General features: G+C 66.2%; 22 protein-coding genes and 5 tRNA genes. 1 reads left to right on the top strand and 26 read right to left on the bottom strand.

Annotated features, from left to right (window positions below):
* From HMPREF2826_RS01075 to HMPREF2826_RS00965, 24 genes are all read right to left on the bottom strand, one after another.
* Complete coding sequence (locus HMPREF2826_RS01075; RefSeq protein WP_070638387.1) at positions 1-3,501, bottom strand: DNA-directed RNA polymerase subunit beta; 3,501 nt, start codon at positions 3,499-3,501, stop codon at positions 1-3.
* A gap of 354 nt (positions 3,502-3,855) precedes the next feature.
* Entirely contained in the window at positions 3,856-4,236 is a 381-nt protein-coding gene (gene rplL / locus HMPREF2826_RS01070; protein WP_070638383.1) for a 50S ribosomal protein L7/L12, read from the bottom strand.
* 109 nt (positions 4,237-4,345) lie between these two features.
* Positions 4,346-4,864: a 50S ribosomal protein L10 gene (gene rplJ, locus HMPREF2826_RS01065; RefSeq protein WP_070638380.1), complete on the bottom strand. Its 519-nt coding sequence runs from the start codon at positions 4,862-4,864 to the stop codon at positions 4,346-4,348.
* 290 nt (positions 4,865-5,154) lie between these two features.
* Positions 5,155-5,862: a 50S ribosomal protein L1 gene (gene rplA / locus HMPREF2826_RS01060; RefSeq protein WP_058270994.1), complete on the bottom strand. Its 708-nt coding sequence runs from the start codon at positions 5,860-5,862 to the stop codon at positions 5,155-5,157.
* Between the two features lie 76 nt (positions 5,863-5,938).
* On the bottom strand, positions 5,939-6,370 hold the full coding sequence (gene rplK / locus HMPREF2826_RS01055; protein WP_070638377.1) for a 50S ribosomal protein L11: 432 nt from the start codon (positions 6,368-6,370) through the stop codon (positions 5,939-5,941).
* A gap of 87 nt (positions 6,371-6,457) precedes the next feature.
* Positions 6,458-7,009, bottom strand: coding sequence for a transcription termination/antitermination protein NusG (gene nusG, locus HMPREF2826_RS01050; RefSeq protein WP_070638373.1), 552 nt, complete (start codon positions 7,007-7,009; stop codon positions 6,458-6,460).
* Complete coding sequence (gene secE / locus HMPREF2826_RS01045) at positions 7,002-7,379, bottom strand: preprotein translocase subunit SecE (protein ID WP_070638370.1); 378 nt, start codon at positions 7,377-7,379, stop codon at positions 7,002-7,004. Before secE ends, nusG begins: the two co-directional genes overlap by 8 nt.
* A 71-nt stretch (positions 7,380-7,450) precedes the next feature.
* Positions 7,451-7,526: transfer RNA gene (locus tag HMPREF2826_RS01040), tRNA-Trp, on the bottom strand.
* A 14-nt stretch (positions 7,527-7,540) separates the two neighbouring features.
* The gene (rpmG, locus tag HMPREF2826_RS08960) at positions 7,541-7,690 is read right to left on the bottom strand and encodes a 50S ribosomal protein L33 (protein ID WP_082630080.1); all 150 of its coding nucleotides are present in this window, start codon (positions 7,688-7,690) and stop codon (positions 7,541-7,543) included.
* Between the two features lie 276 nt (positions 7,691-7,966).
* Positions 7,967-9,172, bottom strand: a complete 1,206-nt coding sequence (gene tuf / locus HMPREF2826_RS01035; protein WP_070638368.1) for an elongation factor Tu — start codon at positions 9,170-9,172, stop codon at positions 7,967-7,969.
* An 80-nt stretch (positions 9,173-9,252) separates the two neighbouring features.
* Positions 9,253-9,329: transfer RNA gene (locus HMPREF2826_RS01030), tRNA-Met, on the bottom strand.
* 25 nt (positions 9,330-9,354) lie between these two features.
* Positions 9,355-9,430: transfer RNA gene (locus HMPREF2826_RS01025), tRNA-Thr, on the bottom strand.
* Position 9,431: 1 nt separating this feature from the next.
* Positions 9,432-9,515, bottom strand: a tRNA-Tyr gene (locus tag HMPREF2826_RS01020).
* Between the two features lie 202 nt (positions 9,516-9,717).
* Positions 9,718-9,793: transfer RNA gene (locus tag HMPREF2826_RS01015), tRNA-Thr, on the bottom strand.
* Positions 9,794-9,847: 54 nt separating this feature from the next.
* Positions 9,848-10,441, bottom strand: coding sequence for an NYN domain-containing protein (locus HMPREF2826_RS01010; RefSeq protein ID WP_070638365.1), 594 nt, complete (start codon positions 10,439-10,441; stop codon positions 9,848-9,850).
* Positions 10,428-11,429, bottom strand: a complete 1,002-nt coding sequence (gene rlmB / locus HMPREF2826_RS01005; RefSeq protein ID WP_083307163.1) for a 23S rRNA (guanosine(2251)-2'-O)-methyltransferase RlmB — start codon at positions 11,427-11,429, stop codon at positions 10,428-10,430. Before rlmB ends, HMPREF2826_RS01010 begins: the two co-directional genes overlap by 14 nt.
* Positions 11,430-11,436: 7 nt before the next feature.
* Positions 11,437-12,921, bottom strand: a complete 1,485-nt coding sequence (cysS, locus tag HMPREF2826_RS01000) for a cysteine--tRNA ligase (protein ID WP_070638362.1) — start codon at positions 12,919-12,921, stop codon at positions 11,437-11,439.
* Positions 12,905-13,408, bottom strand: coding sequence for a 2-C-methyl-D-erythritol 2,4-cyclodiphosphate synthase (ispF, locus tag HMPREF2826_RS00995; protein ID WP_070638359.1), 504 nt, complete (start codon positions 13,406-13,408; stop codon positions 12,905-12,907). The genes cysS and ispF overlap by 17 nt, the downstream gene beginning before the upstream one ends.
* Positions 13,408-14,265 carry a 2-C-methyl-D-erythritol 4-phosphate cytidylyltransferase gene (gene ispD / locus HMPREF2826_RS00990; protein ID WP_070638356.1) on the bottom strand — a complete coding sequence of 286 codons (858 nt, stop codon included), beginning with the start codon at positions 14,263-14,265 and terminating at the stop codon, positions 13,408-13,410. Before ispD ends, ispF begins: the two co-directional genes overlap by 1 nt.
* Complete coding sequence (gene disA, locus HMPREF2826_RS00985; RefSeq protein ID WP_070638353.1) at positions 14,262-15,338, bottom strand: DNA integrity scanning diadenylate cyclase DisA; 1,077 nt, start codon at positions 15,336-15,338, stop codon at positions 14,262-14,264. Before disA ends, ispD begins: the two co-directional genes overlap by 4 nt.
* Before the next feature lie 169 nt (positions 15,339-15,507).
* Positions 15,508-18,123 carry an ATP-dependent Clp protease ATP-binding subunit gene (locus HMPREF2826_RS00980; protein WP_070638350.1) on the bottom strand — a complete coding sequence of 872 codons (2,616 nt, stop codon included), beginning with the start codon at positions 18,121-18,123 and terminating at the stop codon, positions 15,508-15,510.
* Positions 18,124-18,448: 325 nt separating this feature from the next.
* Positions 18,449-20,743, bottom strand: a complete 2,295-nt coding sequence (lysS, locus tag HMPREF2826_RS00975) for a lysine--tRNA ligase (RefSeq protein ID WP_148138289.1) — start codon at positions 20,741-20,743, stop codon at positions 18,449-18,451.
* A 19-nt stretch (positions 20,744-20,762) separates the two neighbouring features.
* The gene (greA, locus tag HMPREF2826_RS00970) at positions 20,763-21,260 is read right to left on the bottom strand and encodes a transcription elongation factor GreA (RefSeq protein ID WP_168163957.1); all 498 of its coding nucleotides are present in this window, start codon (positions 21,258-21,260) and stop codon (positions 20,763-20,765) included.
* A gap of 105 nt (positions 21,261-21,365) precedes the next feature.
* Positions 21,366-21,686, bottom strand: a complete 321-nt coding sequence (locus HMPREF2826_RS00965; protein WP_070638344.1) for a twin-arginine translocase TatA/TatE family subunit — start codon at positions 21,684-21,686, stop codon at positions 21,366-21,368.
* Positions 21,687-21,891: 205 nt separating this feature from the next.
* Between HMPREF2826_RS00965 and HMPREF2826_RS00960 the strand changes: the two genes are divergently transcribed.
* The gene (locus tag HMPREF2826_RS00960; protein ID WP_070638341.1) at positions 21,892-22,857 is read left to right on the top strand and encodes a spermidine synthase; all 966 of its coding nucleotides are present in this window, start codon (positions 21,892-21,894) and stop codon (positions 22,855-22,857) included.
* Positions 22,858-22,930: 73 nt separating this feature from the next.
* Here HMPREF2826_RS00960 and HMPREF2826_RS00955 read toward each other — a convergent pair whose 3' ends face one another.
* Together HMPREF2826_RS00955 and HMPREF2826_RS00950 are read right to left on the bottom strand one after the other, a co-directional pair.
* Positions 22,931-23,968 carry a DMT family transporter gene (locus HMPREF2826_RS00955; RefSeq protein ID WP_246824646.1) on the bottom strand — a complete coding sequence of 346 codons (1,038 nt, stop codon included), beginning with the start codon at positions 23,966-23,968 and terminating at the stop codon, positions 22,931-22,933.
* A gap of 4 nt (positions 23,969-23,972) precedes the next feature.
* Positions 23,973-24,680 (bottom strand): glycerate kinase (locus HMPREF2826_RS00950; protein ID WP_148138288.1); only part of this gene is annotated, 708 nt, incomplete at its 5' end.

Below are 24,680 nucleotides of genomic sequence, written 5' to 3'. Positions count from 1 at the left end.
CTACTCCTTAGTGTCGATGAGATCGGGTGCCTGGTCCTCAAGGGCAAGGCCCTCCGTCAGATCTCCCACGATGTCGTTGAGCCCGTCGGTGAGGACCTCGACGGCGCTCTGCTCGGGCTCGTCCGCGGGGACGGCAGGCTTGACGTCATCCCGGTACTTGATGGGCTTGATGTCCAGGGCGAGGGAGCGAATCTCCTTGACGAGGACCTTGAAGGACTCGGGGATGCCCGGCGCCGGCACGTTCTCGCCCTTGACGACGGACTCGTAGGTCTTGACGCGACCGGTGGTGTCGTCGGACTTGATGGTCATCATCTCGTGAAGGACGTTGGAGGCGCCGTAGGCGTAGAGGGCCCAGACCTCCATCTCGCCGAAGCGCTGGCCGCCAAACTGGGCCTTGCCGCCCAACGGCTGCTGCGTGACGAGGCTGTACGGGCCGGTGGAGCGGGCGTGGATCTTATCGTCCACCATGTGGCCCAGCTTGAGGATGTAGCTCGTGCCCACGGTGATGGGGCTCTTGAACGCCTCGCCGGTGCGACCGTCATAGAGCGTCATCTTGCCCTTGGTGAGCTGCGGGACGAACTCCTCGCGCATGTGCTTGCCATACTCGTGGCGCGCCTTGTTCATGAGGTTGATGTTGGAGCGGCGCAGGGCCTCCTCGACCTCAGTGTCCGTGGCACCGTCAAAGAGCGGCGTCGCGACGAGCATGTTGCCCTCGACGATGCGGTCGGAGTCCGCGCTCTCGGTGTCCCAGCCGTGCGCGGCGGCCCAGCCAAGGTGGCATTCCATGAGCTGGCCGACGTTCATGCGGGAGGGGACGCCCAGGGGGTCGAGCAGGATGTCGACGGGCGTGCCGTCGGCCATGTAGGGCATGTCCTCCACGGGCAGGACGTTACAGACGACGCCCTTGTTGCCGTGACGGCCGGCGATCTTGTCGCCCTGCTGGATCTTGCGACGCTGGGCCACGAAGACGCGAATCTGGTCGTTGGTGCCCGGGGAGAGCTTGGAGCCCTCGTCGCGGCTAAAGTGCACGACGTCGACGACGCGACCGTAGGCGCCGTGCGGCATCCTCAGCGAGGTGTCGCGGACGTCGTGGGCCTTGGCGCCGAAGATGGCGCGCAGGAGGCGCTCCTCGGCCGTCAGCGCGGTCTCGCCCTTGGGCGTGACCTTGCCCACGAGGATGTCCCCGGGGCCCACCTCGGCGCCGATGCGAATGATGCCGTCGTCATCGAGGTTGGCGAGCATCTCCTCGGACTGGTTGGGAATCTCGCGGGTGATCTCCTCGGGTCCGAGCTTGGTGTCGCGCGCCTCGGTCTCGTACTTCGAGATGTTGATGGAGGTGAGGAGGTCCTCCTGGACGACGCGCTCGGAGACGACGATGCCGTCCTCGTAGTTGTAGCCCTCCCAGGGCACGTAGGCCACCGTGAGGTTGGCGCCCAGGGCCAGCTCGCCGTTGTCCACGGAGGCGCTGTCCGTGAGGGGCTCGCCCTTCTGGACCCTCTGCCCCTTGCGCACCAGCGGGCGATGGTTGATGCAGGTGCTCTGGTTGGAGCGCTGGAACTTGGGAAGGTCGTAGCGAACCTGCTCGCCGGTCTCGTCGGAGGTGACGACGACGTGCGCGGCGTCAACCTCGCTCACGACGCCCGCCGCGCTGGCGCAGATGAGCTCGCCGGAGTCCTGGGCGGCCGCGCGCTCGAGGCCGGTGCCCACCAAAGGCGCGCTGCTCCTGATCAGGGGAACGGCCTGGCGCTGCATGTTGGCGCCCATAAGGGTGCGCTTGGCGTCGTCATGCTCGAGGAAGGGGATGAGGTTGGCGGCCACGGAGAGCAGCTGCCTCGGCGAGACGTCCATGTAGTCAACCTCGCTGACCTCCACCTGGGCGGGGGCGCCAAAGCTGCCGTCAAAGTTCTTGGTGCGCGCGATGACGTGGTTCGCCGCGACGGTCTTGCCTGCGGAGTTGACGCGGACGAAGCGACCGGTCTTGGGGTCCACGGGCGTCGTCGCGGGGGCGATGACGTGGTTCTCCTCCTCGTCGGCGGTCATCCAGTCGATCTGGTCGGTCACATGGCCCTTCTCGACCTTGCGATAGGGCGCCTCGATGAAGCCGTAGTCGTTGACGTGGGCATAGAGCGCCAGCGAGCCGATGAGGCCGATGTTGGGGCCTTCCGGGGTCTCGATGGGGCACATGCGCGAGTAGTGCGAGTTGTGGACGTCGCGGACGGCCGTGGGCACGTTGGTGCGGCGGCTGGAGCCCGACTTATGGCCGGCGAGGCCGCCCGGCCCCAGGGCGGAGAGACGACGCTTGTGCGTGAGGCCCGAGAGCGGGTTGGCCTGGTCCATGAACTGCGACAGCTGAGACGAGCCAAAGAACTCCTTGATGGCGGCGTCGATGGGACGGATGTTGATCAGGGAGTTGGGCGTGATGTCGTCGGGGTCCTGGGAGACCATGCGCTCGCGGATGACGCGCTCCATGCGGGTCAGGCCCACGCGGAACTGATTCTGGACGAGCTCCCCCACCGTGCGGATGCGGCGGTTGCCAAAGTGGTCGATGTCGTCAACGGTCTTGGTGGCGTCGCCCTCGTGCAGCGCCAGCAGGTACTGGAGCGCCGAGACGACGTCCTCGTTGGTGAGGACGCGACACGTCGGGTCGATGTCAAGCGCGAGCTTCTTGTTGATCTTGTAGCGCCCGACCTTGGCGAGGTCGTAGCGCTGGTTGTTGAAGTAGAGGCCCTCCAGCAGAGAGGCGGCGTTATCCCTGGTGGGAGGCTCGCCCGGACGCTGGCGACGATAGATCTCGAGCAGGGCGTCGTCGCGGTTGGTGGCGACGTCGCGCTCCACCGTGGAACGGACGACCTCGGAGTCGCCCAGCAGGTTCAGGATGTCGTCGTCGCTCTCGGCGATGCCGAGGGCGCGCAGCAGGACTGTCGCGCTCTGGCGGCGCTTGCGGTCGATGGACACGACCAGATGACCGTGCTTGTCCACCTCGAACTCGAGCCAAGCGCCGCGGGCGGGGATGAACTGCACGCGATGCACCTGGACGCCGTTGTCAAGCTCGCTGGCAAAGTAGACGCCGGGCGAGCGGACGAGCTGCGAGACGACGACGCGCTCGATGCCCTTGATGATGAAGGTGCCGCGATCGCTCATCAGGGGGATGTCGCCCATGAAGACGAGCTGCTCCTTGATCTCGCCCGTGGCCTTGTTGGTGAAGCGCACGTTCACCAGCAGGGGTGCCTTGTACGTGAAGTCCTTGGCCACGCAGCTCGCGATGCTCTCGGGGGGGTCGCTGAACATGTGGTCGCCAAAGGAGACCTCCATGGTCTTGGTGGCGTCCTCGATGGGCGAGAACTCCGCAAACGACTCCGCGAGTCCCTCCCCCATGAAGCGCTCGTATGACTCCTTCTGCACGGAAATGAGGTTGGGGAGCTCCATCGCGGCCGGAATCTTGCTAAAGCTCATGCGCTCGCGCTTCTCCGGGACGGCATTGGAAGACTTTGTGGTAGGCACCAGGCACTTCCTCCTTAAACGTGATACAGCGGCAGTTGTCGCAATCTAATAAAGTAACTAAACTCTCCCCCTCGGTCAAATATAACGTCTTGACAATTGCGCTCAGTTGAACTATGAGAGGCCCTGCGGCTTCTACCTGCATTTTCGTAAAACAGATTGTGTAGCTGCTGTGATGCTGACCAGACGTCCCGCTCTCGCGAAAGATGCGACGACGGCAGGCCGTGGCAAGGTGGCGGGAGCCGGCGCGCGGACGTCTTGCGGCCCGGCGGACCGTCTTGCGTCCCGGCGGCCTGGGCGCTGACAAAAAGGGGCTGGACCTACCGGCCCAGCCCCCGCACGACCATGAACGCGAGACTACTTGAGGGTGACCTCGGCGCCGGCCTCCTCGAGCTGCTTCTTGGCGGCCTCGGCGTCCTCCTTCTTGGCGCCCTCGATGAGGACCTTGGGAGCGCCCTCGACGGCCTCCTTGGCCTCCTTCAGGCCAAGCGAGGTAAGGGCGCGGACGACCTTGATGACGGCGATCTTGTTGGCGCCGAAGGAGGTCAGCTCGACGTCGAAGTTGGTCTTCTCCTCCTCCTCCTCGGCGGCGGCGCCAGCAGCGGGAGCTGCGGCGACGGCGACGGGGGCGGCGGCGGAGACGCCGAAGACGTCCTCCAGCTCGTGAACGAGCTCGGAAAGCTCGAGGGCGGGCATCTCCTTGAGGGCCTCGATGATCTCATCCTTGGTGACAGCCATGTCAATTCTCCTTTGATGGGGGAACCGTGCGGTTCCCTAGCGATGGTCAAGCAAACGTACGGGTGGTGCCGCGACGCGTGAGGGGCTGGCCCCCCTGCGTGCGTGATGCCTACGCGGCGTTCTTCTGCTCCGCGAGGGCGTCCAGGGCCGTAACGAGGCCGCGGGCGGGGCCGGCGCAGACGGACGCGATACCCCTGAGGGGGCTGGCGACCACGTAGACCAGCTGGGCCATGAGCTCGTCGCGACCAGCCAGGTCGGCGTAGGCCTTCGCCTCGTCGGCAGAGAGGGCGTTGCCGTCGGCGATGCCGCCGACCCACTCGATCTTCTTGAGGGCTTCGGCCTCCTTCTTGATGACCTTGGCGGCGTTGACCGGGTCGCTCTCGAAGAAGATGTAGGCGCAGGTTCCCTCGAGGTTGTCGATCTCGGGAAGGTTGGCGTTCTTGAGGGCGATCTTGACGATGTTGTTCTTGTACACCTTCATGTGAGCGCCAGCCTCGGTGAGGGTACGACGAAGCTCCTGGGTCTCCTTGACGGAGAGCCCGCGATAGTCGATCACGAAGACGCCCTTGGAGTGCTCCAGGGAATCCGCGACCTTGTCGAGCATGGCGATGTTGTTCTTGTTGGGCATGAGTTACACCTCCTTTGGCACGCTCAGGCACGAACCGCCGACATGGGCGGGCCTTTACGCGCAAGACCCCGCCCTGGCGTGCCAGGACGGGGTCACAGAGTCACAAGAAGCTCTGAACCACCTCGGCAGGCGGGAACATCCCCTTTGAGCCGTCGGGCCTCATGGCCGTCGGGCACCGGCTGTCTCTGGCAGCGGACGTGCAGTTGTCAGGTTGCCCGCAAGGGCAATTCTATATTGTCGCAGCAATGGGACGCCGCGTCAATAGACGTGTGATACGCGAGCGACGGGCCCTACTCGTCCAGGAAGTTGCGCGTCACGCTCGAGTCGATCTTGACGCCGGGCCCCATCGTCGAGGAGACGGCGACGGACTTGACGTAGCGACCCTTGGCCGTTGAGGGCTTCACGCGCAGCAGCTCGCTGAAGAGGGCGCCGTAGTTCTCGGCAAGCTTCTCGGCGGGGAAGGACACCTTGCCCATGGGGACGTGGCAGATGCCGTAGCGGTCCGCGCGATACTCGACGCGACCGGCCTTGAGCTCCTTGACCATCTTCTCGACGTCCATGGTCACGGTGCCGAGCTTGGGGTTGGGCATGAGGCCGCGGGGGCCGAGGACGCGACCGAGGCGGCCGACCTTGCCCATGAGGTTGGGCGTCGCGACGACGGCGTCAAAGTTGATGTTGCCGGCCTGGATGTCGGCAATGAGCTCGTCGGACCCCACGATGTCGGCGCCGGCGGCCTCGGCCTCGCGCGCCTTCTCGCCCTCGGCGAAGACGGCGACGCGCACGCTCTTGCCGGTGCCGTGAGGCAGGCTGATGGAGCCGCGGACGTTCTGGTCGGCCTTGCGGGTGTCAACGCCGAGACGGACGGAGACCTCGACGGTCTCGTCAAAGCCGGCGGAGGCGAGCTCCTTGACGAGCCTCATGGCGGCCAGGGGGCTGTAAAGCGTGCCGCGCTCGACCTTCTCGAGGGCGGCGTTGTACTTCTTTCCGTGCTTGGGCATGTTCGTACCTCCTGAAGGTAGTTGCGAGGTTCAGCGGGCCGCCTCCCACGGCAGACCCTCCCTCGAGATGCTGAGGTTACTCGGCGATCGTGACGCCCATGGAGCGGGCGGTGCCGGCGACGATCTTCTTGGCCGCCTCGATGTCGTTGGCGTTGAGGTCGGGCATCTTGATCTCGGCGATCTTAGTGAGCTGCTCCTGGGTGAGCTGGCCAACCTTGTCGCGCTGGGGAACGCCCGATCCGCTCTTGAGCTTGAGCTCCTTCTTGATGAGCTGGGCCGCGGGGGGCGTCTTGGTGACGAAGTCAAAGGAGCGGTCTTCGTAGACCGAGATCTCGACGGGGATGATGTCGCCGGCCTTGTCCTTGGTCGCAGCGTTGAAGGCCTGGCAGAACTGCATGATGTTGACCTGCGCGGCGCCCAGGGCGGGTCCCACGGGAGGGGCCGGGTTGGCCGCGCCGGCGGGGATCTGAAGCTTGATGAAGTTGACGACCTTCTTCTTCTTGGCCATGGCTGACTCCTTGATCGAACGTGTGTGTCGGTATCGTGCGCAGTCCCGAGAAGCCATCCTCACCGATACGGGACTGGGGGTAATCGCTTACGAGAGCGTCGCGCTCACCTGGTCGAGCGTGAGCTCCACGGGCGTCTCGCGACCGAAGATCATGAGCATGACCCTGACCTTGCCCGCCTCGGGCATGACTTCGGCGACCTCGCCCTCGAAGTCGGCAAGGGGGCCGCTGATGACCTTGACGGACATGCCCACCTCAAGGTTGGTGGTCATCGTGGCGCGCTTGGCGTCGCGCGGGCTGGTGCCCGTGCTGCGGCCCATGAGCTTGTTGAACTCGGAGCGGCGCAAGGGGACGGGATTTCCCTGCGAGCCCACGAAGCCGGTGACGCCGGCCGTGTTGCGCACGACGCTCCAGGTCTCGTCGTCCAGCTCCATGCGAACGAGCACGTAGCCCGGGAAGACCTTGACCTCCTTGGTCTCGCGCTTGCCGCCGTCCTTGATCTCGGTCACCTGCTCGGTGGGAATCTGGATGTCAACGATGCGCTCTTCCATGCCGTAGGTCTCGATGCGCTGCAAGAGGTCGGTCTTGACCTTGTTTTCGTACCCCGAGTAGGTGTGAACCACATACCAGCGCTTAGCCATTGCCAATCACCGCCCTCAGTCCGGTATACAGATTGAAGAGGTTGACGAACCCAAGGTCGACGAGCCAGACTGCAACGCCCACCACCACAAGCATGACGATGGTGGCGACGGAGTAGTTGACGAGCTCGGGACGGGTGGGCCAGGTGACGCGCTTGAGCTCGGAGCGGACCGCCGAGAGGTACGAGCGCACGCGGCCGGGCTTCTTCGCCTTGGCAAGCTTGTTGCCCCGCTTCGCCTGCGCTTTGAGGGGGCCCTTGTCGGCAGCCTCCCGCGTGGCGTCAAGGGTGGCGGCCTGCAGTGACGCGCGCTCCGCCCGCTCCTGCTGGCGCGCCTGTCGAGCGCTTCTCTTCTGTCGCTCTTTCTTTGCCATTCCTGCCCCTCTTGATTAATCCCTCTTCATAGAAACCGGCCAACCCCGAAGGGAAAGCCGGTGGTGTTAGCTGGCACGCCAGGAAGGACTCGAACCCTCAACACTCGGTTTTGGAGACCGATGCTCTACCAATTGAACTACTGGCGTGTGAGAAACCTAGCTTAGCGGGTTTCCTTGTGAACGGTATGCTTGTGGCACCACGGGCAATACTTCTTGAGCTCCATACGGTCAGGAGTGTTGCTCTTGTTCTTGTAGGTGGTGTAGTTGCGACGCTTGCACTCGGTGCAGGCGAGAGTAACCATTGTACGCATGAAACCTCCCGTGGTCTGTCGCGGGCAATACCACATTGCCAGCGACGCAACGAAATACGCTACCATTCGTTGGTTTTATCTGTCAACCATCAAGATGGTCAAACTCGATCCTCGACAAAACCAGCAGACGGCCGAGCATTCCGGCGATCGGCCCGGCATGTTGGCGGCCTTTCCAGCACTGTGGCGATTGCCTGGCATGTTGCCGACGCGCCCAAAAAAGGCCCGACGCCCTCACAGAAGGCGCCGGGCCCACATGCCAGCTGTTACGCGAGATCCCTACTCGGTGATCGTGGAGACACGACCGTCACCGACGGTGTGGCCGCCCTCGCGGATGGCGAAGCGCAGGCCCTGCTCCATGGCGATGGGGTGGATGAGCTCGCAGGTGACGGTCACGTGGTCGCCAGGCATGGCCATCTCGACCTTGGCGCCGTTGGCGTCGGTGAGGGCCTGGATGTCGCCGGTCACGTCAGTGGTGCGGAAGAAGAACTGCGGACGATAGCCCGAGAAGAACGGAGTGTGACGGCCGCCCTCCTCCTTGGTGAGAACGTAGATCTCGCCCGTGAACTTGCTGTGGGGGGTAACCGAGCCGGGCTTGCAGAGGACCTGGCCACGCTCGACATCCTCACGCTTGATGCCGCGCAGCAGCACGCCCACGTTGTCGCCGGCCTCGCAGAAGTCCATGGTCTTGCGGAACATCTCGATGCCCGTGGCGGTGGACGTCTGGGTCTTCTTGATGCCCACGATCTCGACGGGCTCGTTTAGCTTGAGCTCGCCGCGCTCGACGCGGCCGGTGACGACGGTGCCGCGACCGGAGATGGTCATGACGTCCTCGATGGCCATCAGGAAGGGCTTCTCGTTGTCACGGGCGGGCGTGGGGATGTAGGAGTCGACGGTGTGCATGAGCTCGATGATGGAGTCAACCCACTTCTGCTCGCCGTTGAGGGCGCCGAGGGCGGAGCCGCGGATGATGGGGGTGTCGTCGCCGGGGAAGTCGTACTCGGAGAGCAGGTCGCGGGTCTCCATCTCGACGAGGTCGATGAGCTCCTCGTCGTCGACCATGTCGCACTTGTTCAGGAAGACGATGATGTAGGGAACGCCGACCTGACGGGCGAGCAGGATGTGCTCGCGGGTCTGGGCCATGGGGCCGTCGGTAGCAGCGATGACCAGGATCGCGCCGTCCATCTGGGCGGCACCGGAGATCATGTTCTTGACATAGTCTGCGTGGCCGGGGCAGTCAACGTGAGCGTAGTGGCGCTCCCAGGTCTCGTACTCCACGTGGGCGACGGAGATGGTGATGCCGCGCTGACGCTCCTCGGGGGCCTTGTCGATGTTCTCGAAGGCGGTGTAGTCGGCCTTGCAGCCCTCGGTCTCGGAGAGGACCTTAGTGATGGCGGCGGTAAGGGTGGTCTTACCGTGGTCAACGTGACCAATGGTACCGATGTTTACGTGCGGCTTGCTTCGATCGAACTTCTCCTTGGCCATTGCCGTCCTCCTTCTGAAACAACCCTCAGGCCATCCTGCTGCTACATATCTCAAACGGCGCCGAGGCGCCGTAAGATTCGTGGTACCGGTGACTGGATTCGAACCAGTGACATCGCGGGTATGAGCCGCGTGCTCTAACCAGCTGAGCTACACCGGCGGGTGCCGTTCCTGACAAGGCGAAATGGAGCCCGCGACCAGATTTGAACTGGTGACCTCTTCGTTACCAACGAAGTGCTCTACCGACTGAGCTACACGGGCGTGGTGGGGATGCTTGGACTCGAACCAAGGAACCCAGAGGGAGCGGATTTACAGTCCGCCGCAGTTGCCGCTGTGCCACATCCCCATTTCGGTTGTCAGGCTCGCTGGGACCCGTATTTCCGATGGGTTTCCCATGCGAGCGGAGAAATAGTACGACGTGGGCCAAGTCATGTCAACCGAATCCACGCATCCGGGCGTATCTATCCCATGAATACTGCACAAACCCACGTAGACGGTGGAATGCGAATGCGGGCCGACGGCGCTTGCCGCCGACCCGCAAAAATTCCTGGAGCTGGTGGCCGGGCTCGAACCGGCGACAACTAGTTTACAAGACTAGGGCTCTGCCAACTGAGCTACACCAGCGGGCCTAGGTATGATAGCAAACCCCTCCTGGGAGGCGCAATGTGCGGGCGCCCGCTAGCCCCTGCCCAGCAGCGCGTCAAGCCTGGCGCGCGTCTGCGGGTCGAGGCGGTCGGCAAGCGTGAGCCGCTGGTGGCCGCGCTCCTCGCACGCGCGTCTCATGTCGGCGTTCATCTCACCCACGTCGTGCACGAGCACGTCGCTCGAGATGCGCGTCACCGGCACGCCGCCCACGGTGGCACGAATCGTGTTGTCGCTCGTGACGACGCTCACCTCGCGCGGCTGCAGGCGCGCGCCCGTGACGAGGCGTTCGATGACGTCGTCCGCCGTCTCGCCCCGTGCCGAGAAAATGACGCCGATGCCGGCGTGGGAGAGGTTGGGACGCTCGGGCGAGACGTTGCCCGCCGCGTCAAAGACCACGACCGCGTCGTAGCGACCATGGGCATAGGCGGCCACGTCAGAGATGAGCAGCTCGCGCGCGCGCACAAAGGGGTCGTCGGCGTCCTCGTCCATGAGGCTGGCGTATCGGTCGCCCTTGAAGATGACGTTATAGCCGTCGACCACCAAAAGCTCGCGTCGTCCCTGGGCGGACGTGCGCCGTGCCTGGGCCTGGGGCGAGAGAGGTGCCGCCGGCGCGTCATGCCTGGACATCCGCGCCCCTTTCTGTTGCGGCAGCCATGGTGCGACGCAGCCACTCGTAACACAGGACGGTCGTGGCCTGGGCCACGTTGAGCGACTCGACGCGCCCGCGCTGGGGAAGGCGGCACTCAAAGTCGCAGCTCTCGCGCACCAGCCGCGAGATGCCCTCGCCCTCGCTGCCCATGACCAGGCAGAGCCTGCCCGAGAGCGGCGCCGACCACACCTCGTCTTGCGCGTGCTCCGTAGCACCGCACACCCAGAAGCCAGCATCCTTGAGCTGGTCGATGGCCGCGGCGAGATTGGAGACCTGCGCTATGGGCAGATGCATGACGGCGCCCGCCGAGGTCTTGTAGGCGCCCACGCCCACGCCGGCGGCGCGTGCCTTGGCGATGACGACGCCCGCGGCCCCGACGACCTCGGCGGAGCGGACGATGGCGCCGAAGTTGCCCTCGTCGGTCACATGGTCCAGCAGGACGACGAGCGCGTCCTTGGGTCCCGCCGCCTTGATGACGTCAGACAGGCTGGCGTAGGCAAAGGGCGCCGCCTGCGCGACGATGCCCTGATGGGCGCCATGGGAGCTCATCGCGTCAAGACGGTCCCGAGAGACGGCCTGCACGGGGACGTCGGCGGCCGCGAGGCGGCCGACGAGGCGGGCGAGCGTGGCGTCAGAGCCGTCCGCACCGCCCTGGACCAGGGCGCGCCTCAGCGGGATTCCGGCGTCGAGCGCCTCGGCGACGGCCCGACGGCCCTCGATGAGGCCTCCCGCCGGCGCGTCATGGGGCCGCCGCCCCTCCGGACGACGACCGCCCTGGCGAGGGCGACCTTTCCTGCCGTTCCCAGGCCCCTCCGGGCGTGCGCCGGCGTCGCGGGGACCTCCCGGACCGCGACCCCCTCCGAGCTTGGGGCCCGGCTTCTTGCCCAACTTGGAGGCGCCCTTCCGGACGGCCTTGGGGCGAGCCTCCCCCCGTTGCCCGGCGGGTCCGTGATGTCCGCGCGCCATGGGCGCCCTACCCCCTCTCCGCCGGACGCAGGCGGACGCCGGCGGCCGTGTCCTCGACGATCAGGCCCAGCGCCGCGATGCCGTCACGAATCGCGTCGGCGACGGGCCAGTTCTTGTCGGCGCGCGCGGCGGCACGAGCCTTGAGCAGCGCCTCCGCCGCCTCCTGGACGTCGGCGCCGCCATAGGCGGCATGCTCGCGGGCGAGCCCCACGAGCTCGGCGGGAAGCTCGTCGGCGGCCGCCGACGCCGCGAGGTCTATGCCCAGGACCTCCATCAGCTCCTGGATCGTGTCGGCGGCGCGCAGGCAGGCGGCCGTGGCGAGGTCGCCCCCCACGGAGGCAAGATACTTGTTTGCGGCGTTCACCAGGCCAAAGACGGCGGCCAGGGCGCCGGACGTGTTGAAGTCGTCATCCATCTGGCGCGTGAACTCGGCCTGTGCCTCCTTGGCGGCCGTCGAGAGCGCGCGGTCCGCCTCGTTGAAGACGCCGTCCTGGGGGGCGTTCTTTGAGGCCCAGCGCAGGTTGCGCACGCAACTCGCCAGGCGCGCGACGTTGCCCACCGACCCGTCGAGCAGGTCAAAGCGAAAGTCGAGCGACGAGCGATAGTGCGTCTGGAGCATGAGAAGGCGGACGGCGTCGGCGGGGTACCTGTCGAGGACCTCCCTGAGCGTATGGAAGTTGCCCAGGCTCTTTGACATCTTCTCGCCGTCCACGCGCAGCATGCCGGTGTGCATCCAGAGCTTGGCCAGCGGCGCGTGCCAGGCGCAGCTCGCCTGGGCCGTCTCGTTCTCGTGGTGGGGAAAGACGAGGTCCTGGCCGCCGCCGTGGATGTCGATGGGCGTGCCCAGGTAGCGGTGGATCATGGCGCAGCACTCGGTGTGCCAGCCGGGACGGCCGTCGCCCCAGGGGCTGGGCCAGCTGGGCTCGCCGGGCTTGGCCGCCTTCCAGAGGGCAAAGTCAAAGGGGTCGCGCTTCTCGTCGTTGACCTCCACGCGCTCGCCGGCGCGCAGCTGGTCGAGGTCGCGACCGCTCAGCGTGCCGTAGTCGTGGTCGGAGCGCACCGAGAAGTACACGTCGCCGTTATGGGCCACGTAGGCGTTTCCCTGATCTATGAGAGACGCGATCATCTCCTGCATGGCGTCGATCTCGCGCGTGGCGCGCGGGCGAATGTCGGGGTCGAGCACGTTGAAGCGGTGCATCTGCTCTATGAAGGCCGCGGAGTACTCGTCGGCCACCTCAAAGGCCGAGCGGCCCTCCTCGTTGGCGCGATTGATGATCTTGTCGTCCACGTCCGTGAGATTCTGCGCAAAGGTCACCTGGTAGCCCTTGTAGGACAGGTAGCGACGGATGACGTCAAACGAGACGAACGTGCGCGCGTTGCCTATGTGAATCTGGTCGTAGACCGTGGGGCCGCACACGTACATGCGGACCTTTCCCTCCTCAAGGGGAACGAACTCCTCCTTGCGGTGGGTCTGGCTATTGTAAATGAGCATGAGCTCCTCCTTCGTCCTGTTCGAGCAGCGCCACGGCCCACGCGGCGATGCCCTCCTCGCGGCCCACGAAGCCCAGGTGCTCCGTGGTGGTGGCGGCGACGCCCACGCTCTCGACGTCTATGCCCAGGGCGCCGGCGAGGGCGCGACGCATCGCAAGGCGATGCGGCGCGAGGCGGGGCGCCTGGGCGGCGATGGTGCAGTCGCAGTCCAGGACGCGATAGCCCCTGTCGCGAGCGAGGCCGGCGACCTGGCGCAGCAGCTCGCAGGAGTCGGCGCCCTCATAGGCGGGGTCCGTGTCGGGAAACAGCTGCCCTATGTCCTCGGCGCGCATGGCGCCCAGCACCGCGTCCATGAGCGCGTGGGCCACCACGTCGGCATCGGAGTGCCCAAGAAGCCCGCGCGACGCGGGGATGCGCACCCCGCCCAGGACGAGGTCCCTGCCCTCGGCAAAGGCATGCACGTCAAAGCCATGGCCGATGCGCAGCATCAGCGCCCACCCCCCTTTTCGGCGTCACGGTCGCGCGTGGCGGGGCCTTGCTCGTCGCCCCAGGCGGCCAACGTCGCCGCGTCGATGCCGCACCCCTCGCCCATGAGGCGAGCCCTCATGAGCGCCTGGGCGACAAGATAGTCCTCGGGGACCGTGACCTTGATGTTGGCGGCGCTCGTCGAAAAGCAGGCGACCCTGCCTCCCATGCGCTCCACGAGCGAGGCGTCGTCGGTGCCCAGGTAGGCATCGGCGCGCGCGGCCCGATGAGCCTCCCTGAGACGGCGAAGGCTGAACACCTGGGGCGTCTGCGCGCGTCGATAGAGGCTGCGGTCCGGCGTCGCGATGATGGAGCGCCCCTCCACCAGCTTGAGCGTGTCGGTGACCGGCGCGCAGCAGATGGCCCCGGCCAGGTCCTGGCCCTCGCGCAGGCAGGCGATGCATCCCTCTATGGCGCTCACGTCGACGAGGGGTCGGGCGGCGTCGTGCACGGCGACGTAGGGCAGGGCGTCATCGGCAGCCTGCAGGCCCGAGTAGACCGAGTCCTGGCGCGTCGATCCCGCGCGGGCCAGCGTCAGTGGCTTGGCAAGCGAGACGCTGGGAAGCACGTGGTCGCTGACCTCCTCGTCGCGCTCGTCGGACACCACCAGCACCAGCCGGCCCACCGAGGGGGCCCGGTCAAAGGCCAGAAGCGACCAGGCGACGACGGGCAGCCCGCAGAGGTCGACGTACTGCTTGCCCCGGGGGTTGCCAAAGCGGGCGCCCACGCCGCCGGCAAGGATGACGGCGGTGGTGTCGGGCGTCGCGCCGGAGGCCCTCAGGCGCTGCGGCAGCACGCGGGCGCAGCCCTGGGCGCTCATGCGCGCTTGCCCCACATCCGATAGAGGCTGTCTGCCAGGATGCTGGGATTCTTGACCCCCACGTCGTCAAGGCGCTCGGGATTGCTCTCGATGTTGTCGAGCAGCGTCTGCAGCGAGCCAAACTCGTCGACGATCTTGTCAGCCATGCCCTTGCGCACCACCGAGACGTTGGAGAGCGTGCGCAGGCCCAAGGGACGCAGGATGGCGTCCTCGGCCATCTCCTCATAGCCCAGAAGCTCCGCCACGCCCTTGGCGGAGCGCAGGTCGGCGTTGTCCGTACCGTGCAGCTCGCGACGGATGGCGGCGGCGTTTGCCTCGCTGTTGTCGCGCGCATAGTCGCGCAAGAGCAGCGTGTAGTCGTCCGAGGTGTTGCCCAGCAGCTCCTCCCGCTGCATCTCGATTGACTTGCCCTGGCTGCCCAGCTGCAGGACGAGGCTCTCGAGCTCGGCGGAGACGGTCGTGAGCATCTCGAAGAGATAGATCGTCTCGGTGATGTCCGCGAGGGTCACGTAGTTGTCAAGCTCGAGCGTCGTCAGGCGCAGCAGGGCGCGGTCGAGCCTGCCGCGGGTGCTCTCCATGGAGACGAGCAGCTGGTTGACGCTGCTCATGAGTTCGGGCACCGACTTGAGCTGATGCCCCTCGCCCCCGATGTAGACCGTGACCACCTGGCGTCGCTCGGAGACCGAGATGACCGTCGCCTTGGTGAGCAGGCTCATGCGCGCCGCCGTGCGATGGCGCATGCCCGTCTCGGTCGTGGGCAGCGAGGGGTCGGGGTTGAGGTGATAGTTGGCGCGCAGGATCTGGGTGAGGTCCTTGTCGATGACGATGGCGCCGTCCATCTTCGACAGCTCGAAGAGACGGTTTGCCGTGAACGATATGTCGAGCTTGAAGCCGTCGTCGCCCGCGTCGATGACGTTGTCGGAGTCACCGATGCAGATGAGGGCGCCCAGGTGGCCGGCGATGATCATGTCGAGAGCGTGACGCAGGGCCGTGCCGGGCGCCGTCTTCTTGATGGCGTCGCGCAGGCGCTCCTTGACGTCGCTCGTCTCCTGCGTCGGCCGGGCGTCTTCCATGTGGCTCTCCTTAAAAGAGGCCGACCCGCGTCGCGGGCCGGCCGGACTGTCACAGACAGTGTATCACCCGCGCTCATGGGTCTGCCGCATGCGACGTTGCGCCAGAGCCCTCCGTGCGCGCGGCCCCCAGCAGGCTGGGGGCCGCAGGGCCATGGGCGAGAGCGCGAGCCTACTGGGTCTGGCGGCTGGTGCCGTCGGCCGCGCCGGAGGCGGGCAGCGGGCGCGAGGTGCTCCAGTGCTCGCGAGCCTTGGGCAGATCCATGTGCAGCCGGGTGGAGGGCTCTGGTATCTCGCCCTCGACACGCTCGAAGCTCAGCTCGTCCGCCGTGCCGTCATGGTCCGCCTTGACGATGTCGCCCTCCTTCCACCTGCCCTCGAGCAGCTGCTCGGAGAGCGGGTCCTCGATGAGGGTCTGAATCGCGCGGCGCAGCGGGCGCGCACCGTAGACGGGGTCGGTGCCCACCTTGACGATGTGGTCGCGGGCGGCATCGGTGAGCTCTATGGACATGCCCTGGGCGATCATGCGGTTGCGAAGCTCGGCGACCATCAGGTCCACGATGCCACGCAGCTGGTCGGACGTGAGCGACTTGAAGACGACGACCTCGTCCACGCGGTTGAGGAACTCGGGCCTGAAGAGCTTCTTGAGCTCGCTCATGACGCGGGAGTTGATCTCCTTGTCCGACAGGCCGCCCGACCCCTGCGCGGAGAAGCCCATGGAGCTCGTCTGCGCGATGTCGCGGGCGCCCACGTTGGAGGTCATGATGATGACCGTGTTGGAGAAGTCCACGGTACGGCCCTGGCCGTCCGTGAGCCGCCCCTCGTCGAGAATCTGGAGGAGCACGTCAAAGACGTCGGGGTGGGCCTTCTCGATCTCGTCAAAGAGGATGACGGAGTAGGGCCTGCGCCGCACCGCCTTGGTGAGCTCGCCCCCCTCGTCGTAGCCCACGTATCCCGGAGGCGCGCCGATGAGCTTGGCCACCTCGTGGCGCTCCATGAACTCCGACATGTCAAAGCTGATGAGCGCGTCGTCACTGCCAAAGAGGAACTCGGCGAGCGACTTGGCGAGCTCGGTCTTGCCCACGCCCGAGGGCCCGAGGAAGATGAACGAGCCTCCGGGCCTGCGCGGGTCCTTGAGCGCGGAGCGCGAGCGGCGGATGGCCTTGGCCACCTTGGTGATTGCCTCCTCCTGCCCGATGACGCGCTGGTGCAGGGCCTCCTCGGCGCGCAGCAGCTTGCTCGCCTCCTTTTCGGTGAGGTTGGAGACGGGCACGCCCGTGATGTCCGAGACGACGTCTGCGACCTCCTTCTCGGTGATGAGCGTGACGGCGGCGTCAGTCTTCTCGTGCCAGGCCCGCTCAAGCTCGTCGCGTTTGGCTCCCAGCTCCCTCTCGCGGTCGCGCAGGCGCGCGGCCTCCTCAAACTCCTGGGCGTCGGCCGCCTTGGACTTCTCCTCCTTGATGCGCGCCAGCTCCTGGTCGACCTGCTTGAGCTCGGGCGGCAGGTCAACCTTGTGAACGCGGGTGCGGGCGCCGGCCTCGTCAATGATGTCGATGGCCTTGTCGGGCAGGAAGCGGTCCTGGACGTAGCGGTTGGAGAGGGTCACGGCCGCCGCAAGGGCCTCCTCCGTGTACTTGGCACGGTGGTGCCTCTCGTAGGCCTCGCGCAGGCCATGCAGGATCTCGAGGGTGTCCTCGGGCGTGGGCTCGCCGACGTAGATCGGCTGGAAGCGGCGCTCGAGGGCGGAGTCCTTCTCGATGTGCTTGCGAAACTCCTCGGCGGTGGTGGCGCCGATGACCTGTATCTCGCCGCGCGAGAGGGGCGGCTTGAGGATGGACGCAGCGTCGATGGAGCCCTCGGCGGCGCCGGCGCCGATGATGGTGTGAATCTCGTCGATGAAGAGGATGTCATCCTTGTTCTGGGAGACCTCGGCGATGACCTTCTTGAGGCGCTCCTCAAACTCGCCGCGATACTTGGAGCCGGCGACCAGGCTCGCCACGTCAAGGGTCCAGATCTGCTTGCCGCGCAGGATGTCGGGGACGTTTCCGACGGCCACGAGCTGCGCAAGCCCCTCGACGATGGCCGTCTTGCCCACGCCCGGGTCGCCGAGGATGAGGGGGTTGTTCTTCTGGCGGCGGGCAAGGACCTGCATGACGCGCTCCACCTCGCGGTCGCGGCCGATCACGGGGTCAAGCTCGCCGTCGGCGGCGAGGGCCGTGAGGTTGCGGCTGAACTGCTCGAGGACCGAGTCGTCGCTCTGCTGGCTCTGGCCGGGGCCCATGCCGCTAAAGAACTGCTGGCCAAAGCCAACGCCCGTCGGCTGCTGGGTGGAGGGCGCGTCCTTCTCGGCGCTCTTCTCGATGAACTCGTTGACGGCGTTGCGGACGGCGTCGCCCGCCACGCCCATGCGCGAGAGCGCGATCATGGCGCGGTCCTCGGGCTGCGAGACGATGCCCAGCAGCAGGTGCTCTGTGGAGATATATGTCTGGCCCCGCGCCATGGTCTCGCGGTAGGCGTCCTCAAGGACGCGCTTGGCGAGCGGCGTGAAGGGGATGTGACCGCCGGGGATGGTCTCGTTGTCGTCAACTGAGATCTCCTTGACGGTGGCGAGGGTCTCCGTGTAGGTGACGTCGAGCTTGGCGAGCGCCTGGGCCGCCACGCCCTCCCCCTCCTTGATGAGGGCAAGGAGCAGGTGCTCCGTGCCCACGTACATCTTGCCGAGGTTGCGAGCCTCGTCCTGCGCAAGGCTCATGACCTTGCGCGCCTTGTCCGTGAACTTTTCGAACATTGACGTCAACGCCCCCCTGGGTCGTTCGCCGGGATGCACCCGGCCTCTGTTTGCTGGTCATGCTTGTACCCCGCCCGCGCATGAACGAAACCGGTGCGCGAGGGCGGCGGGACGGGACGAGGCGCAGGGACGACATCTCAGGCCTCGAGGCACGTGTGCGTTTGGACGGGTCGAATTATCTAATCCTGGGCAGGCGCAGAAGTTGTCTTCGCAACGTGCGCTTTAGACGGGACCCCCAAGGTACCAAGCACAAAAAGCGCCGGCGTCCACACAAAAAGCCCCCGTACCTTTCGGCGCGGGGGCGAACACAACGTGTGCGCGCGGACTACTCGGCAGCCGCGTCCGTGGGCTTGGCGTTGTAGTCGCCCACGGGAGCGATGGCCTTCATGGCACCAAGCACGGCCTCCAGGAGCTCGTCGAGCTCCATGCCGTTGAGCTCGGCGCCCATGCGAATCACGTTGCGGTCGCAGCCGGCGGCGAAGCGCTTGTCCTTGAACTTCTTCTTGAGGGACTTGAGCGGCATGTCCGTGACGGAGCCGGACGGGCGCATGCGCGCCGCGGCCTGAATGAGCCCCGACAGCTCGTCCACGGCAAAGAGGACCTTCTCCATCTTGAGCTCGGGTTTGGGCAAATCAGGGTTAACGTCGGAGTTGTGCGTCTGGATCGCCTTGGCGAGCGCGGGGTCGGCGCCGGCCTCCGCCAGCAGCTCCGCGGTCTTGACGGTGTGAAGCTGGTCGTCGTCCCACTTTTCCCAGTCAAGGTCGTGCAGCAGCCCCACCTGCCCCCAGAACTCGACGTTCTCGGGGTCGTACTGCTCGGCAAAATGGCGCATGAGACCCTCCAGGGTCTTGCCATGCTGGACGTGGAACTCGTCCTCGTTGTACTTCTTCAAAAGGTCAAGAGCCTGTTCGCGAGAAAGTCCGCTTTCGAGCCGTGCCATGGTCCCCTTCCCTTCCGCCGAGCCGCTCGCCCCGGCAACCGAGTCCGCCGCGATCGTGTCAATGCGCGCCGCGTCCTGGCCCAAGGCGCCGCCAACCTGCGCCTCGATGTCCGCCCGCGAGATGGTCTCGGGCTTCATCTGGGGGAACAGGAGGACGTCCCTGATGGCGGGCTGATCGCAGAAGAGCATGATCATGCGATCGATGCCGTAGCCGATGCCGCCCGCAGGCGGCATGCCGTACTCAAGGGCACGCACGTAGTCATAATCGTAGCCCATGGCCTCGTCGTCGCCAAACCCCTTTGCGGTCACCTGCTCAGCAAAGCGCCCGGCCTGATCTATGGGGTCGTTAAGCTCCGAGAAGGCGTTGGCGTACTCATGTCCGCAGATGACGAGCTCAAAGCGGTCGGTCAGGCGCGGATCCTCGTCCTTGCGCTTGGAGAGGGGGCTGACCTCCTCGGGATAGTCGCACACGAAGGTCGGGTTGACGATGGTTCCCTCGCCCAGCTCGTCATAGAGCTCAAAGAGGAGCTTGCCGGCCCCCCAGTTGTCCTGCCACTCGATCCTGTGGTCGTCGCAGACCTGCCGCAGGCGCTCGACGGGCGTGTCCATGTCGAGCTTCTCGCCCACGACCTCCGAGGCAATCTGGGACAGCGAGCGCGACGGCCAGCTGCCGCTCATGTCCACGGCCTGGCCCTGATACGTAATGACCTCATGCCCCTCAGCGCAGCCGCACACCTCACGCGCGATGGTCTTGAAGAGGCCTTCCGTGAGGCGCTTCATGCCGTCGAGGTCAGAGTAGGCGCAGTAGGCCTCCATCGACGTGAACTCGGGGTTGTGCGTGAGGTCCATGCCCTCGTTGCGGAACTGACGACCAATCTCAAAGACGCGCTCCATGCCACCCACGATGAGGCGCTTGAGGGGCAGCTCGGTAGCAATGCGCAGGTAGAAGTCGCGGTCGAGGGCGTTGAAGTGCGTGACGAACGGCCTGGCGTTGGCCCCTCCCAGGATGGCGTGCATCATGGGCGTCTCGACCTCAAGATAGCCGTCGTCCTCCATGTACCGGCGAATCAGGCTGATGATCCGCGAGCGCTTGCGGAAGGTCTCGCGCACTTCCGGGTTCATGATGAGGTCGACGTAGCGCTGGCGGTAGCGGACCTCACGGTCGGTGAGGCCGTGAAACTTCTCGGGCAGGGGACGCAGGCTCTTGGAGAGGAGCCTGACGTCCGACGGGCAGACGGACAGCTGCCCGCGTCTCGTGCGCAGCACGACGCCGGTCGCCTGGATGATGTCCCCGCGGTCAAGCTGGCCAAGGAGCCCCCAGGCGTCGCCGAGGTCGTTGACGCGGCAGAAGAGCTGAATCTGACCCGAGACGTCCTCGAGCACGATGAAGCAGACCTTGCCCTGCTTGCGCAGCGCCCTCACGCGACCGGCGACCGTGAACTCGTCCTCGGTCGCGGCGCCGTCCTCCAGGGAGGCATAGCGCCTCTCAAGCTCGGCGGCATGGGCGCTGACCTCGCTTCTGGTGGGATACGGGTTGATGCCGGCGTCAATCAGGGCCTGGCGCTTGGCGCGACGCACGGCCCTCTCGTCGTTGATGTCCACCTCTGGGACGCTTGCAAGCTCGTCTGACACTGGATTCCCCCGATGCTCCTCTTGGCGCAGCCGCGCACGCGCGAGCATGCGGGCGCATCGCCCTGGGCTACTTCGTCGCGCCTCCGTCGGCGGCGTCATCGTACTTGGGCTTGACCGCGACGATGGTGACCGTCTTGGCCTTGCCGGAGGGAAGCACGTAGGACACCTTCTCGCCGATGGTGTGGTTGAAGAGGGCACCGCCCAGCGGCGAGTTGTTGGAGATCTTGCCGCTGAGCACGTCCACCTCGGACGCGGAGACGATGGTCACCGTGCGGGTCGCCCCCGCCTCGTCGGCGATGGTGACCTCCGACTCGAGCGACGCGAACTCGGTGCTGCTCTCCACGATGACCGCGTTGGCCAACTGGGAGCGCATCTCGCTGATCTTGGCCTCAAGCTGGCCCTGCGCCTCGCGGGCGTCATCATATTCGGAGTTCTCGGAGAGGTCGCCATGGTCGCGAGCCTCCTGAATCGCGGCGATGACGCGGGGGCGCTCGACGTCCTCGAGCTGCTTGATGCTCTGCTCAAGGCGGTTGTAGGCGCCCTGGGTCATGATGTTCTTTGTCATACGGTCCTGCTTTTCCATGTCACGCTTTCTTCTCGGTGTCGCATGGGTCCCCGCCCGTCGCCTATTGGCGGGGGTGCGGGCGGGACTACGACGATGGACGTGGGGCTACTCTGCCGAACCCAGCTTGGCGCCGCACTTGCCGCAGAACTCGGCGTCGGCGGCGTTCTTGGCACCGCACTTGCTGCAGAAGACGTGGGCGGGGGCGGCATCCTCGACGACGTCCTTCTCGTCCTTGACGGAGTCGGTCACGTCGGTGGCGTCGTCGGATTCCGTCATGGCGTCGCCAACCTCGTCCATGCCCTCGCGGATGTTCTTGACGGTCTTGCCCAGGGACTTGCCCAGCTTGGGAAGGTTCTTGGGCCCAAAGATCACGAGGACCGCGACGAGGATAAGGACGAGTTCCAAAGGACCCATGCCGAGAAACATGTTGACTGCCCCCTAAAGGTCGAGAAATCATACTGCTTGATTGTGCGGTTTTCGCACATGGTAGTATAGCCGAGCATGTCCATTACTCATAATCTCTATCGCAGGCGTCCTGTGTGCGGTCATCATGCGCCTGCGCCCCGCAGCATCGGGTCACCTTACGCCTCAATGAGAATGCGCCCTGCAGCATCGCGCCAAAGGAACGCCCGTGAGCCAGCTTGCCCTTGCCATAGTCATAGCCTGCCTCCTCATCGACGCAGTGCTTCTTGCTGCCCTGTGGCTGTTGCTGCGCTGGCGCAAGGTGAGCGTCTACCTCACGCGCTTTGGGCCCGCCCTGGTGTTTGACGGCTTTGACGAGGATGGTGACGCCATCAGGCTCCTCAACGTCAACGGCACCTTCCAGAGCGTGAGCTACGTCCTGCCGTCATCGGACGGCGCGGGCGCTGAACCCGGCGCGGGAGCTACGGACGGAGAGGACGTCGCGGGAGTAGCGGGGGCCCCATCGGACGCGCGACTGTTCGACGGGGGGCCCACGGACCAGCGCTTTGAGCTCGTCTGCGCCTACCACCAGTATTTTGCCGAGGTCATCGACATGCTGGGGCCGGGCGGCACGGGAGGGTGTCGCACCTTGGACGGTGTCCTCGTCGTCGGCGGGGGCGGCTTCTCGCTTCCCAAGTGGCTGGTGGCGCACTGCCCGCGCGCACGAGTTGACGTGGCGGAGATTGACACCAAGATCATCGACATCGCCCGTCGGCACTTCTTCCTATCCGAGCTTGAGGCGCGCTTTCACGCCGAGGAGCAGGGGCGCCTCGTGGTGCGCTGCGCTGACGGTTGGGACTGGCTGGCGTCGGGCGACCGACGATGGCGCCTCATCGTCAATGACGCGTTTCGGGCCAGGCGGCCCTTGGGCGCGCTCACCGGGACGGACGGCGCGCGGACCATCCGCGCGCATCTCCTTCCCGGCGGGGCCTACCTGGCCAACCTCCTCTGCCCGCTCGAGGGGAGGTCCTCGGACGTGCTGCACCAGACCATCAAGGCGTTTGCCGCGGAGTTTGCGCACGTCTACCTGTTTCCGGAATGGCCTGACGATCCCAGGCGCGGCGGCGCGAACGCCTTCGTGGCAACCGACCTGCGGCTTCCCGTCCGTGACGTCTATGAGGTACGCGTCAGGTAGCACGACGGGAGGGGACGGGCGGCGGGGCGACGGACGGACGACAAAAGGCCCTCGGCGGAGCCGCATGCCCGCCTCAGCGTCGCACGCCCTCCCGCGTCGCGCCGCGTGGCTGCGCCGGCAGGGCCACGTTGACGACGATGATGCCTGCCGCCACAAGCGCAAGCGCGATCAAGGAGCGGGCGGGGTCGATGGACTTTGCCTCGCCCAGCAGCGCCGCCGACAGCAGAAAGCCAAACACCGGCGTCATGAAGCGAAACACCGCGATACGCGACACGGGGTTGACGGACAGCATCACGCTCGACAGCGAGTAGGCGCAGGCCGAGATGAACCCCATGTATAGGATGAGCGCCGCGCCCGAGGGGCCCGGAAGGGACAGATGCCCGCCCAGCGACAGACCCGCCCCAGCAAGCACCAGTCCGCCCAGCATGAACTGCCAGCCGCTGAGCATCACGGCGTCATGGTCCTGCGTGAACAGCCGCAGCAGGCACGTCACCACGGCGCCTGACAGGGCCGACAGGAAGATGAACCCCTCCCCGTTGAGCGCAAAGCCGCCGCCCGTGCGAAGCGACCCCAGATTGACCAGCACGACGCCGCCAAAGCCCAGGACGCAGCCAAGGATCTTGCGCGGCGTCAGACGCTCCTGCCTAAACGCGAGGGCCGCCAGCAATATCGACAGGAAGGTGGAGCTGGCGTTAATGATGGAGCTGGTCGTTCCCAACGCATGCGACAGCCCCAGGTAGAAGAAGAGATATTGCAGCACCGTCTGAAAGAGCGCGAGCAGGGCCACCACGGGCAGCTCGTCCGGGCGCGGTCGCACGACCCTGCGACGCAGCGCGCTCATGAGCACGACCACCATGAGGCCGGCCAAGAAGAAGCGCACGCCCGCAAACAGGAGCTTGGAGCCCGTGTCGTCGGCCGTGACCGAAAACAGCGCGTACCCCAGCTTGATGCAAGGAAAGGCGCTGCCCCACAAAAGGCAGCAGAGGAGGTTGAGCGCCAGGACGCCTGCGGATGAGACAAAGACGCGCGGCACGACGCGTCCCGTCGCGGCGACGGCCGACCTTCTCGCGTCCGTCATGGCCAGCCTGGACGACGGGGCGGAGCTCCTCATCACGCTACGCACCAAGGCCCGCCCCAACGGCGACGAGCGAGAAGAGGCGCCTCGCCGCCCGCACGTACAGCTCCTCGGCGTGGTCGAGAGCCTCCTCGCCGGCCTCGGACGACTCGACCGTCGGGATGACGGCGGCCAGGCTGCGCACGACCGGGGGCAGGTCGCCCCTTTTCACCTCCCCCACGATCGCCACGCAGGGCACGCCTTGCCGAGCGCAGGCCGCGGCCACGCCCGACACGACCTTGCCGACGCCCGTATGGCCGTCAAGGCGTCCCTCGCCTGTGACGCAGAGGTCGGCGGTCGCCAGGATGTCGTCAAAGCGGACGAGCTCAAGGATGCTCTCTATGCCGCCGTCCAGCCGGGCGGAGAGAAACGCCGCGCACGCGGCGCCAAGCCCGCCTGCGGCTCCCGATCCGGACTGGTCGCGGACGCTCACGCCCGACGCGCGCCCAAAGACGGCGTCCAGCACGTCGGCGTAGCGTGCCATGCCCCGCTCCAGCTCCCGGGCGACCTCGTCCGTGGCGCCCCGCGAGGCGGCATATCCCAGCGTGGCCCCCTCCTCGCCCAAAAGCAGGCTGCGCACGTCACACATGACCCTGAAGCGGGTCTCGCCCACGTAGAGCCTGAAGAGCGAGAGGTCGATGGAGCGCACCAGGGCGAGGTCGCGCCCCACGCCCGCGAGCTCCGCGCCGTTCTCGTCCAAAAAGCGCAC

The organism is Olsenella sp. HMSC062G07, from assembly GCF_001811895.1.
In the GTDB taxonomy this organism is placed as follows: Bacteria; Actinomycetota; Coriobacteriia; order Coriobacteriales; family Atopobiaceae; genus Olsenella_F; species Olsenella_F massiliensis.
The sequence above is the reverse complement of the archived record's forward strand: the minus strand, read 5'-3'. Positions and strand labels throughout refer to the sequence as shown.